The following is a 15258-nucleotide window of genomic DNA, read 5'->3' on the forward strand; positions in this document are numbered from 1 at the left end:
TTCTCCCCTCTCCATCGGAGAGGGGTCGGGGGTGAGGTTTTGCGACATTAAGTACATACTTCCGGATTATTTAATCAAATCAATCTTAGTTCAGATAAAAATTACTTCAATGAAGTAATTAATTTTTCATTTAAGGCTACATAATCATCGTTTTTAGCTTCTTTTGCCGATTCGATTGATTGTTTTGCCGTTGCAATGGCAGCGGTTTTATCGCCTAATTTAGCTTGAATTTTAGCTTTTAAGTGAATAATCCAGAACGCTTTTGGGTTCAATTCTATAGCTTTATCAGCCCAGATTAATGCTTTTGAAAGGTCTTTTCCTGTTTCAAAATAATAACTTGCTGCTTGAAAATATGGACGATTATCAACGGTCATAGCAGTCTCAATTGACTTAGCAATTTTAGTATCAATATCAGCCGTTACAGGAATTGAAATCGCTGTTTTTTCCCACATTACTTGAATATCCGCACTTGCAGGCATTACATTCGCAATCTGAATGGTAAATGTTTCGATAGACATTGGCAATGCCATTGGCTTTACTTTAAATCTTGCAACGTCCTCATCAGCTTTGTATCCGTCAATTCCCCAGTTATTAAGTCCTTTGTTAAGGATAACTTCCCATTCGTCTTTGTTTGGAATACTGTAAAGCACGTAAGTTCCTGCTTTAACCGCAACGCCACCTACTTTTACATCTTCACCAAATGTTACTCTGGTAGCAGCGTTTGCACCTGTTCTCCATAATTTTCCGAAAGGAGCTAAGTCCCCAAAAACTGTACGTCCTTTTATATTTGGACGAGAATAAACTACTTCAATTGAAGATAAAGCAAAATCTTGCTTGATGGTTTGGGTTGGACTTGGTGCTGGCGTTTTGATTCCTTGTGCATTTACACCAAAATTTACTAATGCAGCCGCAACAATTGCGTAAAATAATTTTTTCATATAATATGTTTTGTTTGAATTTCGGCAGAATAAGAGTTTAAATTCTGCTTGATTTAGTTTGAAAACGCTGTAAAAATATTAATAGTTTCCTACAACAAAAAATACCTCCAGCTTTATGCCAAAGGTATTTTTTATAGAAGTACAAGTAATTTCCAATCTGTTAAATTATAATCAAGAAGATAAATAACTTTATTTTCTCTTTTTGGAAGAACTTTCTTCCTCTTCTTCTTCGTCGTCTTCCTCTTCTTCTTCGTCGTCTTCCTCTTCTTCTTCGTCTTCCTCTTCTTCTTCTTCTTCCTCATCTTCTTCTTCCTCATCTTCTTCTTCGTCCTCATATCCCGCTACTTGATAATCGTATTCTTCATCGTCAACGGCATATTCAATGCAAAGTTCTTCAAGAGCTTCTAAAAAACTGTCTTCATCTTCAGTATCAAGATAAAAATCATTCATGGAGATTTCACAATTGCCGTCTTCATCTTCTTCTGATACCTCATAATCAAAATAATAACCTTCTTCCGATTCTGTGTATTCTTCTAAAAGAGCTTCTAAATCCTCAATAAAACCGTCTGGGTCTTCAGTTAGTAAATAAAAATCTTCAATAACGGTTGAGTCTTCATCGGTAAATGAAGAACTTTCATCTTTGTCCCAAACTTCTTCACCATAATTTGATTCATCAATTGCCTTAATAATCCAAGAATCATGACCATTATATTCATCATGAATTACATAATCGTAAGGAATATAACAATAGCCTTTATCTCCCCATTCTTCACCCCAAGAGTTCCTTACAATAAATACTTTGTCGGGGTCAGAATAGCCAACTGCCAACATGGCGTGCCAACCGTGAGTTTCACGAGTTTTATCCGATTTTTTAGGCATTGGAACACGCCCTTTATTATTACAGGCATCATCAAAAGAATCAAAGGTATTGAGTGCAAATGCAATGGGGTAACCTTCTGCCAAGGCACTTTTCCAGACCGTTAAATCTGTTTCTAAATGCTTAGAATCTATAATTTTGAAACTTTCTGCTTCTGAATAAGCGTCAGAATTTGGTTCTTCCAATATTAAATCATCTTCATTTGGCCAGTTACTTTCTGAACACGCACCATATTCTTTTAAGCCTTTAATGGCGGTCTCCATATACGACCCCGCATCTTCTTGGTGCATATCGTCTAAGTAACGAGCATTATAATATACGAATAGTCGGCTAACGTCGGTATCATCTTCTAACTCTCTCTTGGTCAGATATTCATACGCACCAGCAAGAGCATTGGCAACACAACTATTACCTACTTGTTCTTCGACAGCCGTCATAAATTTTCGTAAATCTACTTTTGAAGGGAGCTTTTCTACTTTATCTGCGTTGTATTTATTGGCATTTGCAGGAGCTTTGCCGGGTAAACGATACCCGCCAATTTTGGGTGCTTTCATGGTTAGTTTTGTGTGCTAAATCGTTACTAAGTGGTTGTGCAAAATTAACTTATGGGTTCAAAATTATTCTGTAAAACTGCTCATGATAAAGAAAAGAACTCCAATAAGAAGAATATCTATGGTTGGTATTCCATTTATTAACATGGCTAATTTATAGTTTTGCTTAAAGAATGCAATCCAAGAAATGATTTGGGCTATGATAATTAGAATTGGTAAAACGACCATGCAACTAAAAAGAATCCATGTTTTTGTGGATTTGTCAGACCCCGGAGCATCAAACATCATTGGTGACATAATGGCTGACATTGCCGAAGGAATTAGAATAAGCAAAAAAATAATATTGATGATAATTACGGCAGTTTTCATATTTGTGAGTTAGTGATTAATTTTTTGTTGAAATAAAGCAATTTTTAGAAATTATCAAATCATTTTAAAAAATCGTTGATAAGTTTGGGACAAACAAAAACGGCTTTCCAATTTCTTGAAAAGCCGTTTGAAGAATATTTATTAATACTATGCTGCTGCCAATGCTTCTGCACCACCCACGATTTCGAGGATTTCGTTGGTAATGGCTGCCTGACGTGAACGGTTGTATTGTAATTTCAATTCTTTTAATAATTCGCCAGCATTGTCGGTTGCTTTGTCCATTGCTGTCATTCTTGCTCCGTGTTCTGAGGCATTAGATTCTAAAACAGCTTTATAAACTTGTAACTTTAATGCTTTCGGTAATAATTCATTGATAATTTCTTCTTCAGAAGGTTCGAAAATGTAATCTACACTTGATGTTTTTACTTTTTCTTCTTTTTTCTCAATGATTGGTAATAATTGTTCTGCTCTTAAAACTTGCGTAGCAACGTTTTTAAATTCATTGTAAACAACTTCAACAGTATCGTATTTACCGTTTTCAAAACCGTTCATGGCTTCTTCTGCGGCTTCACGAACTGAAGCAAAACTTAATCGAGTAAAAATATCAGCATATTTTGTATTTACATTATAACCACGGCGAGAAAGATATTCTCCTCCTTTCTTACCAATAGCCATAATTTCTACATTTCCTGCGGCTTGTTGAGAAGCGTATTTTTCGTTAATAAGATTAACAACCGCTTTCCCTACATTGGCATTGAATGCTCCACATAAACCACGGTCAGAAGTAACAGTAATGATTAATACTTTACTTACTTCACGTATGTTTGTATATGGATTGTCTTTAGCTCCCTCTGCACTTGCCGACACTGTGGCAATCATTTCAGTTAACTTCTGTGAGTATGGACGCATCTGAGTGATTGCATCTGTAGCACGACGAAGCTTTGCTGCCGAAACCATTTTCATGGCTTTGGTAATTTGCTGAGTTGAGTTTACCGATACTATTCGGTTACGGACTTCTTTTAATGAGGCCATGTTTGTTTTAGTTATGAGGTATGAAGCATGAGGTATGAGGTATTTACCTTTGCTGGTATTTGCTCAATTTCATATTTTCATACTTTTGACTTCATAATTCGATTGATAAATTATAAGGTACAAATTATTGGTGATAGCACCGCATAATTTATACCTCATAACTCATACCTAAAATTAAGCGTATTTAGGAGAAACTTCTTTAGCAACTTTCGTTAAAACGTCAGTCAAAGAATCATCAAATTTACCTGCTTTCAAGGCATCCATTGTTGATTTTTGTGTTGCGTTCATTACGTTAACGAAGTCTTTTTCAAATTCACGTACTTTACTTACTGCTACGTTATCTAAAAGACCTTTTGTTGAAAGGAAAATCATCGCAACTTGGTCTTCAACACGTTGAGGTTGACCATTTTGTTGTTTCAACATTTCAAGGTTACGCTTACCACGTTCGATTGTCAATTTAGTAGAAGCATCAAGGTCTGAACCAAACTTAGCAAACGCTTCCAATTCACGGAATTGAGCTTGGTCAAGTTTTAAAGTACCTGCTACTTTTTTCATTGATTTAATCTGAGCGTTACCACCCACACGTGATACCGAGATACCTACGTTAATTGCTGGACGAATACCTGCGTTGAAAAGGTTTGATTCCAAGAATATCTGACCGTCAGTAATTGAGATTACGTTAGTCGGGATATAAGCAGAAACGTCACCCGCTTGTGTTTCGATGATTGGAAGAGCTGTTAATGAACCACCACCTTTTACCAAATGCTTGATAGATTCTGGAAGGTCATTCATGTTTCTTGCAATCTCGTCAGACGTGTTAATCTTAGCAGCACGTTCTAATAAACGACTGTGAAGATAGAAAACGTCTCCTGGATATGCTTCACGTCCTGGAGGACGACGAAGAAGAAGAGAAACCTCACGGTAAGAAACCGCTTGTTTCGATAAATCGTCATAAATAATCAATGCTGAACGACCTGTATCACGGAAGAATTCACCGATAGCCGCACCCGTAAACGGAGCAAAGAATTGCATTGGAGCAGGGTCTGAAGAAGATGCCGCAACGATTACAGTATAATCCATTGCACCAGCTTTACGAAGCGTTTGCTCGATTTGCTTGATTGTTGAAGCTTTCTGACCACAGGCTACATAAATACAGTAAACTGGTTTGCCTGCGTCATAAAATTCTTTTTGATTGATGATTGTGTCAATACAAACGGTAGTTTTACCAGTTTGACGGTCACCAATAACCAACTCACGTTGTCCACGACCTACTGGAATCATTGCGTCAATCGCTTTGATACCTGTTTGTAATGGTTCTGTTACAGGTTGACGGAAGATTACCCCTGGAGCTTTACGTTCCATTGGCATATCGTACAAGTCTCCTGCGATAGGTCCGTTTCCATCGATTGGCTCACCAAGCGTGTTAACTACACGACCGCAGATACCGTCACCAACTTTGATTGATGCAATTTCGTCAGTACGTTTTACGGTATCGCCTTCTTTAACTCCTTTTGCATCTCCTAACAATACAGCCCCTACGTTATCTTCTTCGAGGTTCAATGCTAAGGCTCTTAGGCCGTTATCAAAAACGAGTAATTCACCCGCTTGTACTTTAGTGAGTCCGTAGATACGGGCTACACCATCACCGATTTGCAATACGGTACCTACTTCTTGGAGTTCAGCCTCTGATTTCGCTCCTGAGAGTTGTTCTCTCAAAATGGCTGACACTTCATCTGGTCTGACTGATGCCATTATAATTTCTGTTTTGTGATTTTTTTCAGTTTTAATAAAGTTGATGCCTTTTCGTAATAAGAAAAAGGTTAATCGACTTTATTTTCGGGTGCAAAATTATGGAAGAAATTTAACAATTCCATGATTTAAAGAAATTTTCGTGCTGAAATATTATACTTTTTTGGGATTGTTAAAATAGAAACGGCTGAAGAATCTGAAATTTTGGAGATAGAACTGATTTATGGAAACAATAAATCATAATGGAATGAATAAAACTATATTATAGAGGACTTAATTTTTTTGAGTCGCTTGTTGGTGATTTTATCTCAACTATCATCTCAAAACCCATAATTACTTTCGATTTAAACAATGTTAATTTTATATTTTTAGCCTTTAGGGTAATCATCAATCATTATTTTGGACAATGTTATTACGTTATCCCAAACCATTTCTAATTTTCTTATGTTAATTTTGAGAAGACAAACCAATTATTGCTCAAATTGAAAAAAGAAGAAAAAAGCGGTCAAATATTTGACGTTCAAATACTCAGTAGAATTTATGGTTTTCTTAAACCCTATCGTTTAAGATTTTGGTCATTGGTGACACTTATTATGGTTTCGGCGTGTGTTGTACCGCTCAATCCTTTGTTAATTCGCTACACGATAGATAATTACATCTCTTCAGGCAATTATCCAAAGCTTGCTCTTATGCTTTTGGTGATGATTGGCGTTTTGCTTTTACAAGGGTTGCTCCAATTTGTGAGTGCTTTTATCGCAGGTTGGCTTGGGCAAACGGTTATTCGTGATATTCGGGTGAAATTATACGCTAAAATCCTTCGTCTTCGTTTAAAATTCTTTGATGATACGCCTATCGGACGCTTGGTTACTCGTACTGTTTCTGATATTGAAACGCTAAATGATGTATTCTCGGAAGGTTTGGCAGCTATTGCGGGCGATATTTTACAATTGGTTTTGATTACGGGAGTGATGCTTTACACCGATTGGAGATTGACCCTCATTTGTCTTTGTACCGTGCCTTTTATGGTAACGTCCACGTATATTTTTAAGGAATATATCAAAAAATCTTTCAATGAAGTTCGTCTTGCCGTAGCTAATCTTAATTCTTTCGTGCAGGAACATATTACGGGTATGAATATCGTTCAGATTTTCAATGCGGAAAAATTAGAATACGATAAGTTTTTGAAAATCAATGAGGTACATCGTGATGCTAATATAAAATCTATTTGGGCGTATTCAGTTTATTATCCTGTGGCAGATGTTATTTTGGCGGCGGGTACGGGTTTGATTGTCTGGTTTGGTTCAAAACAAATTTTGGCTCATGATATGACCTTGGGTACGCTCACGGCATTTATTATGTTTATGAATTTGTTTTTTAGACCCATTCGTTTTCTTGCTGACCGTTTTAATACTTTGCAAATGGGAATTGTTTCTACGGAAAGAATTTTAAAGCTTTTAGATTCAGATGATTATGCGGTAAATGATGGAAAAACAAAGGCTGATAATTTAAAAGGTGATGTTCGTTTTGAAAATGTTTGGTTTGCGTATAATGATGAAGAGTATGTACTAAAAGATATTTCTTTTCATGTAAAAGAAGGCGAAACAATTGCTTTGGTAGGAGCAACGGGTGCAGGGAAATCTTCAACGGTGAATCTTTTAAGCCGTTTTTATGACATCAATAAAGGCAAGATTTTTATTGATAATATTGATTTGCAAGAATATGAATTGGATAGCCTTCGCAAACAAATTGGGGTCGTTTTACAAGATGTATTTTTGTTTTCGGATACCATTGAATATAACATTACTTTGGGCGATAAGCGAATTACGAGAGATAAAGTAATCGAAGCCGCAAAATTGGTAGGAGCTCATGATTTTATAGAAAGATTACCCGATGGTTATGACTATAATGTGATGGAACGTGGAGCAACGTTATCGGTTGGGCAACGTCAATTAATTTCTTTTGTGCGTGCATTGGTGCATAACCCGAAGGTGATTGTGTTGGACGAAGCAACGTCGTCGGTAGATACAGAAACCGAAGAAATGATTCAAAATGCCATTGCCAAATTGATGAAAGGGCGTACTGCTATTGTGATTGCTCACCGTCTTTCTACAATTCAAAATGCCAGCAAAATTTTGGTTTTGGACAAAGGCGAAATCAAAGAATCAGGTACACACGAAGAACTTTTAGAGAAAGAAGGTTGGTACGCAGATTTGCATAGTATGCAATTTGTGTAACCATTTGTGATTGAGTGATTGGTGAGCGGTCCGCCGCTGCGGTTGTAAATTATTTATTAGTTAGTTGTTTAAATCACTCAATCACAATTCACTAACTCACAATTTAGAACTCACTAAATCACAAATGAATCAAGAAATTATTAATCAATACGGAAACCACCTTCGAGTACGTGTTTGTGGAATATGTGTACAAGACGGCAAAATACTTTTAATTAATCATTCTGGAATGAATGAAAGCGGAGAGTTTTGGTCGCCTCCAGGTGGTGGTTTACAATTTGGAGAAACGATTGAGGAATGTTTAAAACGGGAATTTTTAGAAGAAACAAATACCATTATTTCTGTTGGTAATTTTCTGAAAATCAATGAGTTTGTAAAACCTCCGCTTCATGCCATTGAGTTATTTTATGAAGTCAAAATCGTATCTGGCGATATTCAAATTGGCTTTGACCCAGAGATGGAACAACAAATTATTAAAGAAGTAAAATGGTTGAGTTTTGAGGAGGTTTTACAAAAAGAGGAGGGACGATTTGCAAGGGTTTTGTTGGAAATCGCTTCACTTTTTTAGGAATGATAAAGCTCATAGGTAAAGCCCCAGCTCACACTGATTTGTAATCGTTGTGGTAATGGTCTTGCGTTTTTAACGCACTATAAATGCGTCAAAGACGCTTAACCAAACGACCCTGATTGCAAATCAGGGTCAGCGAGGACACCGTTCAAGGAAGCATTTATTCATCTAAACCTGTTAATTTGCAAGCAAAGTTGATGCTGGAATCCCAAAGTTTTGATGAAGAGTTTTTATCATTTTTAAAGTCAAAGGTTTTTTTCTGTTTAACACTTCTGAAACCCTTGATTTTGTGCCAAAATATTTGATTAAGTCTTTCTGTGTGAGATTATTCTCCTCCATTTTGTACTTGATAGCCTCAATTGGGTCAAGCTGTGGCATAGGATAATGTTCTGTTTCGTATTTTTCGATTACTAACAATAGTAATTCTAATGTGTCTCCTTCCTTAGTATTGGGTTTTGCAGCCCAAACCTCATTCAATTTTTTAAACGATTCTTTATATTCAGTTTCGTTTTTTATTGGCTTTACTTCAAAATTTTCCATAAGATTTAATAATTTTCTACTGTTTTAGCATCTATTTTGTCATACTCTTTGTGAGTGCCAACAAATTTTATCCAACACGCTTTAAATTCGTAGTTGAAGGAGACAATAAGTCTATATTTGTTTTTGGCAATGTTAAAAACAATTCTTTCATTGCCAACATAGTCTGCACCTTTAAAATCCGAAATTACTTCCTGTGGAGTATCATAGCTATCCGTCCGCTTGCTGTCGCACAATGGTACGGTGTGGACACCGACCAAGGAAGGAGGCAAAGGCTTTTAAATATCTTTTCATTATTCCAACAACAATGGCATCAAATTACATGATGTCCTTTAAATCAGAAATTAAGTTAATAAAGGTATAGCAATCTTCCTTACTCTTAAATTTTATGCCAAATCCACTAAGAGGTTTATCACTTTTGTTTCTGTAAATGCAATTTCCTGTAAAACAGTTGAATTCAACCCAATGGTATCCTCGTTCTGACCGCTCATATTCACACTTTACTTCAAAAATCGGAATCTGATAATCAGCAATTTCAATTATGTTATCTGCCTTGTTTACAAAAAATGTCGAATGTTTTTGACCAACTGCATTAGTTATGTAAAAAGACTTTACTTTTTTATATGTGTTTTCAAAATTGCTTTGTGAGTACCCTTTGAAACAACTTAATGTTATCAATAAGCTAATTAATATTTTAACCATTTTATATATTTGATTTTAAAGTAAACAACTATTATTTGAAAGTATAACTAATACTAATGTATTATATCCGCTATTACATCAGTGGAATATAACAAAAGTATAATACTTTTATCATACATTTCTTTTACATCTTTAAAATTAATATTTTCATTTGATGTAAGAAAATTTGGTGTTGAACCATCATTTTTTACTGGGTATCTAAAAGCATAAGAAAACTCATCAAGTTTATGAAGTATCTTTTTAAGACTTGATAAATCATTATTCAATTTGTTGAACTGTTTTATTACCTTTTTGTCGAAAGAATATTTTTTAAAAATTAGTTCTATTTGAACCTCAAACTCCTTATGTAAAACCGCAATATTATGTGCTTCTCCTCCTTGATACTTAATATTCGCATTTCTATCTGAGATTTTTTCAAGTTCAATTAAATTCATTTTGTAACCTATCTCTAATGTATGTCTTATGCAAAAAGCTAATGGAAGAGACAATATTGTTACTTCTCCACCTTTAATTTCTCTAAATGAGAAATCTACAAAGGATTTATATTCGCCGAAATATCTCCGCCAATCAGATTTTGAAGATAAAACAATGTTATAATTTAATTCTTGTTCTTCCATTTTCTATTTCTCTGATTATAATTATACTTTCCCCACAATTTCCCAAATTATCCCCAAACCACAAAAAACAAGGGTGAGAATTTTAAAACCCTCACCCTTGTTTACTGATAACTGTTAACTGAAATTACTTATTCATAAAATCCCCCCCAACAATTTCCTTCAATCCTTCCGTAGAACGATTAAATTCATAAGCATAAGATTCTACTGATTGTCCGTCTAAGTTAACGTTAATGGTATTTCTGATGAAAACACTGTTTACGTTGTCGTCAGCGAAGAATTCTTCGTATTCGTCTAAAATCGCTAATAATTTGATTGGACTGGTTAATTTATACAATTCGCCAATAGCCTTATCTGATTGATTATCAGTGCTTACGAAAACTAATTACTTTTCAACCCCAATTTAGACAAATCTGTTTTTCTTAAAACATCATTAGCTTCATCTAATTTCTTTCTTACAATTTGTTCACCCGATGTTGGGTATTGCGTTACTTTTTTAGTTGTTTTCATCTTTTCCAATTAAGTAAAAGTCCATTTCATTTTCGGAAGAAAAAGAAATTATTTCGTTATTCTTGATAGCTAAAACTTTGAAAGACTTTTCTATTTCCGCTAATTCTCTACTGATAATTATTCTGTAAAGTCTATGTCTTCTCTTGTCGCTACCCTTAAAAATAATGAAAGATTTTGGATTTTCATTCAAGAACGAATTAATAATTTTGATGACAGTCGCAAGAACTGTTTTCAAATCATCGTTGTCAGTAACTGAAATATCACTCAATGTGCCATTTTCCAAAGTGTCCAATAACGCAAGGTTGTAAATGCTTGAATATTGCGTTTGTGTCAATAGAACCACTTTTTGGACTTCTTTTAGTGGACTAACACTAAGGAACTCATAGCGAAATTCTTTTTTTACAAGTGAAAACTCATAAGGATGTTCATTCATAATTTTATCTAATTCAAAATGCTATAAATTCATAAAATCCCCCCCAACAATCTCCTTCAATCCTTCCGTAGAGCGATTAAATTCATAAGCGTAAGATTCTACTGATTGTCCGTCTAAGTTAACGTTAATGGTATTTCTGATGAAAACACTGTTTACGTTGTCTTCGGCAAAGAATTCTTCGTATTCGTCTAAAATCGCTAATAATTTGATTGGACTTGTTAGTTTATACAACTCTCCAATCGCTTTATCTGCTTGATTATCAGTTGAAACGAATGCAGGATAGCCTTCTTCTTCAATCATGAATAATTTACCTTGAGCAGTTGCCATACCTACAAATTCAGCGTTTTTCTCAATGAATTTGTGTAATTCGTTGCCTGCTTCTTTGCGAAGTGTTCCGTAAACGAAAAGGTATTCTTCTGTGTTTGGCTCTGGTAATTTAGCTTCTTCTACCGTCAATACTAAATCTTCTTGCTCTACTACTGTTCCTTCATTCAAGGCAATTCTTCCTACAATTCCTTCAAATGGAGACGATACAATTGATTCCATTTTCATGGCTTCAATGATGTACAATGGAGCATTTTTCTTTACTTCATCACCCGATTTTACCAAAATTCTGCTCAAACGTCCTTGCAATGGAGCTCCAATATCACCTTTAGCGGTTGCTTTGTCATGTTTCTGACGAACCACTTTGATGGTTTTGTCTAACACTTTAATTCTACGAGCCTGTCCGTTCAATTCAAATGTTACATTTCTTAAACCTGCTTCGTCTGGTTCAGATTGGTTTAAGTATTTGACAATGATAGTTTTACCTTCGTCAATATTAATCAAAATCTCTTCGTCTGGCTTCAAACCATATAAGAATGCAGGCGTTGGTATCAAGGCTACTTCACCATAAACTTGTTGGTTTTTATAGTAGTCTTCATATACTTTCGGGTACATTTTGTATGAAAGATAATCCAATTCTCCTTGCTCGTTTTCTGGGAATTTAGCTTGGAAATCAGCGAAATCTTTTTCAAACTCAATCGGTAAAATTGAATCATTCGGGCGAGTCGTCATTGGCGTTTCACCTTTCAATATAATTTCTTGTAATTGTTTCGGGAAACCACCATAAGGTTGTCCAAGACCTCCTTTGAAGAAATCTTTTACAGATTCTGGGAATGAAAGCGTTGCTCCACGTGCATAAACATCTTCAGCCGTTAATGAATTGGCAGTCATAAAAATTGCCATATCACCTACCACTTTTGAAGATGGCGTAACTTTCACGATGTCACCAAATAACTTGTTGGCTTCGTGGTAGTTATGCTTCATTAATTCAAATTTATCACCTACGCCCAAAGCAATCGCTTGTCCACGTAAGTTGGTATATTGTCCACCCGGAATTTCATTGTCGTAAACCTCAGCCGTACCTGCTTTCAATTCCGATTCAAATGGATAATACATTTGACGAATATCTTCCCAATAGTTTGAATATTGGTTCAATAAAGGTAAATCCATTTCACATTCACGTTCGTGTCCTTGCATCATGGCAACCACTGAGTTGAAGTTCGGCTGAGCCGTCAAACCAGACATGGCACCCAATGAACAGTCCACAATATCAACACCTGCTTCAATAGCCTTCAAATACGTAGCTGCTTGAATCGAAGAGGTATCGTGTGTGTGTAAATGCACAGGAATTGACAAGGCTTTGCGTAATTCTGTTACTAAAAGTTGTGCTTGAAACGGACGTAAAAGTCCAGCCATATCTTTGATACACAGAATGTTAGCTCCTTCGTCTTCCAAAGTACGAGCCATATCTAAGTAATATTGCAAAGAATATTTTTCATTCTTGAAAACATCTCCTGTATAACAAATTGACGCTTCTGCAATGGCATTTGTACGCTCACGAACGGCTCTGATGGAAACTTTCATGGCTTCAACCCAGTTTAATGAGTCGAAAATTCTGAAAACATCAATACCTGTTTCGGCAGATTTTTCTACAAATTTCTCAATTAAATTATCAGGATATGCCGAATAACCAACGGCATTTGAACCTCTGAAAAGCATTTGCAAAAGCATATTTGGCATGGCTTCACGGAATTCTTGCAGACGTTTCCAAGGTGATTCGTTCAAGAAACGCATCGCTACGTCGAACGTGGCACCACCCCAAACTTCCATTGAAAATAATTGAGGGAAGTTTTTAGAATAACTTTCGGCAACTGCCATCATATCTTTGGTACGCACACGAGTGGCGAGTAAAGATTGGTGACCATCTCTGAATGTAGTATCGGTATATAAAATTTGTTTTTGCTCTTTGATATACTGACTGAATTTTTCAGCTCCCATTGAGTCCAAAAGCTGTTTGTTACCTTTTGGATGTTCTCCGAAAGTATCATAAGCTGGAACAATTGGTGTTCTGAAAGTACGGTCATTTTTAACTTTAACATCAGGATTTCCATTGACAACAACATCTCCTAAATAATGAAGGATTTTAGTAGAACGGTCTCTTGAAGTTTTGAAATTAAATAATTCTGGATGCGAATCAATGAATTGAACCACACATTTTCCTTGTTGGAAAACTGGGTGAGCAATCACATTTCTTAGGAAAGGAATGTTTGTTTTTACGCCACGAATACGGAATTCTGTCAAGGCACGAGCCAAACGTTGAGAAGCTCCTTTCAAAGTACGCCCACGAGCAGAAACTTTCACCAACATTGAATCGAAATATGGAGAAATTTTAACACCCGGATACGAAGAACCTTCATCTAAACGAATACCAAAACCTGCGGCATTACGATAAGCGATGATTGTACCAAAATCTGGTTTGAAACCATTGGCAGGGTCTTCTGTGGTAATACGACACTGAATTGCGTAACCATTCAATGGAATATCTTCTTGCTTTAAAATATAAATTCCGTTGTCCGAAAGTTTATAATTCATCGCAATCAAAATCTGAGTTCTTACAATATCAACACCTGTAACCTCCTCAGTGATAGTATGTTCAACTTGGATTCTTGGGTTTACTTCGATGAAATAAATATTTTCATCTTTATCTACCAAAAATTCAACTGTACCCGCACAGTAATAATCAACTGCTTTACCAATTGCTAAGGCATAAGCATATAATTTTTGACGAGTTTCTTCTTTTAAACCAAAAGAAGGAGCAACTTCTACTACTTTTTGGAAACGTCTTTGTACCGAACAATCACGCTCGTAAAGGTGAACTAAATTGCCATGTTGGTCACCCAATAATTGAACTTCAATGTGTTTGGGTTGGTCGATAAATTTCTCAATAAAAATGGTATCGTCTCCAAAAGCATTTTTAGCTTCGTTTTTGGCTTCGTTGAATGCTTTTGAAAACTCTTCTTCTTCACGCACTACACGCATACCACGTCCACCACCACCTGCGGCGGCTTTCACCATGACAGGGAAACCGATTTTCTTAGCTTCTGAAAGAGCAATTTCTCCATTGATTAATTCCTCTTTTGAGTCTTCAATCATAGGAACGTTGGCTTTTCGAGCGGCAATTTTGGCAGCAACTTTATCACCCAATGCGTCCATTGCTTCTGGAGATGGTCCAATAAATTTGATACCTTCTTCACGACAACGACGAGCCAAGTTTACATTCTCAGATAAAAAACCATATCCCGGATGAACCGCATCAATTTTCTTTTCTTTACAAAGTTTGATGATACCCTCTACATCTAAATAAGGTTTTAATGGCTCATCATCCTTACCGATTTGGTAAGCTTCGTCAGCTTTGTAACGGTGAAGAGAATAACGGTCTTCAAAAGTATAAACCGCTACTGTGCGTATCCCCAATTCTGAGGCAGCACGCATGATACGAATAGCAATTTCACCACGATTGGCGATAAGAATACTATTAATTTTTTGAACGTATGATTGAGCCATTTTTGTATTTATTACTAATCTTAAATAAAGGATTAAAGTTAAAACCTAACAGAATAAAACACCTTATACTTTACAAAATTCAAAAAATAATTGGGTATTTTTTATAAATTCAATAATAAAATTTGGTTATATTAGAAAGATGCAATTTTGTTAGGGTTCGGTACTATTTTTTCAACAAATATGATTTTACCTAAACCTAAATTAAACAATAAATATGTTTAGGCTTATTTGTTCTGCACAAATTTAGAGGATAAAAACT

Annotated in this window: 13 protein-coding genes and 1 pseudogene; 2 read left to right on the forward strand and 12 right to left on the reverse strand. The window is 35.7% G+C overall.

The features are described 5' to 3' along the window. Nucleotides 1-101 precede the first annotated feature (101 nt). The 5 genes from LV89_RS00395 to atpA form a co-directional block, all read right to left on the reverse strand. The gene (locus LV89_RS00395; protein WP_109740875.1) at nucleotides 102-938 is read right to left on the reverse strand and encodes a DUF2911 domain-containing protein; all 837 of its coding nucleotides are present in this window, start codon (nucleotides 936-938) and stop codon (nucleotides 102-104) included. 189 nt (nucleotides 939-1127) lie between these two features. After that, the gene (locus tag LV89_RS00400; RefSeq protein WP_109740876.1) at nucleotides 1128-2369 is read right to left on the reverse strand and encodes a C1 family peptidase; all 1242 of its coding nucleotides are present in this window, start codon (nucleotides 2367-2369) and stop codon (nucleotides 1128-1130) included. A gap of 63 nt (nucleotides 2370-2432) precedes the next feature. Then, nucleotides 2433-2735: a hypothetical protein gene (locus LV89_RS00405; RefSeq protein ID WP_109740877.1), complete on the reverse strand. Its 303-nt coding sequence runs from the start codon at nucleotides 2733-2735 to the stop codon at nucleotides 2433-2435. Nucleotides 2736-2882: 147 nt separating this feature from the next. Continuing rightward, nucleotides 2883-3767 (reverse strand): ATP synthase F1 subunit gamma, encoded by an 885-nt coding sequence (gene atpG, locus LV89_RS00410; protein ID WP_109740878.1) that lies wholly within the window; start codon nucleotides 3765-3767, stop codon nucleotides 2883-2885. 174 nt (nucleotides 3768-3941) lie between these two features. Then, nucleotides 3942-5519 (reverse strand): F0F1 ATP synthase subunit alpha, encoded by a 1578-nt coding sequence (atpA, locus tag LV89_RS00415; protein ID WP_109740879.1) that lies wholly within the window; start codon nucleotides 5517-5519, stop codon nucleotides 3942-3944. Nucleotides 5520-5998: 479 nt separating this feature from the next. Here atpA and LV89_RS00420 point away from each other — a divergent pair, with 479 nt between their 5' ends. Both LV89_RS00420 and LV89_RS00425 read left to right on the forward strand, forming a co-directional pair. Continuing rightward, nucleotides 5999-7750, forward strand: a complete 1752-nt coding sequence (locus LV89_RS00420) for an ABC transporter ATP-binding protein (RefSeq protein ID WP_109741106.1) — start codon at nucleotides 5999-6001, stop codon at nucleotides 7748-7750. 124 nt (nucleotides 7751-7874) lie between these two features. Next, nucleotides 7875-8315: an NUDIX domain-containing protein gene (locus LV89_RS00425; RefSeq protein ID WP_109740880.1), complete on the forward strand. Its 441-nt coding sequence runs from the start codon at nucleotides 7875-7877 to the stop codon at nucleotides 8313-8315. Nucleotides 8316-8492: 177 nt separating this feature from the next. On the opposite strand, the gene LV89_RS00430 is transcribed toward LV89_RS00425, so the two are convergent. The 7 genes and pseudogenes from LV89_RS00430 to LV89_RS00460 all read right to left on the reverse strand — a co-directional run bounded on the left by LV89_RS00430 (nucleotide 8493) and on the right by LV89_RS00460 (nucleotide 14999). Continuing rightward, the gene (locus LV89_RS00430) at nucleotides 8493-8855 is read right to left on the reverse strand and encodes a helix-turn-helix domain-containing protein (RefSeq protein ID WP_109740881.1); all 363 of its coding nucleotides are present in this window, start codon (nucleotides 8853-8855) and stop codon (nucleotides 8493-8495) included. A gap of 5 nt (nucleotides 8856-8860) precedes the next feature. Next, nucleotides 8861-9124: a type II toxin-antitoxin system HigB family toxin gene (locus LV89_RS00435; RefSeq protein ID WP_109740882.1), complete on the reverse strand. Its 264-nt coding sequence runs from the start codon at nucleotides 9122-9124 to the stop codon at nucleotides 8861-8863. Between the two features lie 483 nt (nucleotides 9125-9607). Next, entirely contained in the window at nucleotides 9608-10171 is a 564-nt protein-coding gene (locus LV89_RS00445; protein WP_109740884.1) for a hypothetical protein, read from the reverse strand. Between the two features lie 124 nt (nucleotides 10172-10295). After that, nucleotides 10296-10520, reverse strand: a pseudogene (locus LV89_RS00450) (gamma-glutamylcyclotransferase); the annotation flags it as partial. Nucleotides 10521-10549: 29 nt separating this feature from the next. Continuing rightward, on the reverse strand, nucleotides 10550-10678 hold the full coding sequence (locus tag LV89_RS25770) for a hypothetical protein (RefSeq protein WP_262509841.1): 129 nt from the start codon (nucleotides 10676-10678) through the stop codon (nucleotides 10550-10552). Next, nucleotides 10665-11111 (reverse strand): DUF6934 family protein, encoded by a 447-nt coding sequence (locus tag LV89_RS00455; protein ID WP_109740886.1) that lies wholly within the window; start codon nucleotides 11109-11111, stop codon nucleotides 10665-10667. Before LV89_RS00455 ends, LV89_RS25770 begins: the two co-directional genes overlap by 14 nt. 21 nt (nucleotides 11112-11132) lie before the next feature. Beyond that, nucleotides 11133-14999 carry a pyruvate carboxylase gene (locus LV89_RS00460; RefSeq protein WP_109740887.1) on the reverse strand — a complete coding sequence of 1289 codons (3867 nt, stop codon included), beginning with the start codon at nucleotides 14997-14999 and terminating at the stop codon, nucleotides 11133-11135. Between the last annotated feature and the right edge of the window lie 259 nt (nucleotides 15000-15258).

Origin of the sequence: Arcicella aurantiaca (assembly GCF_003148625.1) — a bacterium.
GTDB classification, from domain to species: Bacteria; Bacteroidota; Bacteroidia; order Cytophagales; family Spirosomataceae; genus Arcicella; species Arcicella aurantiaca.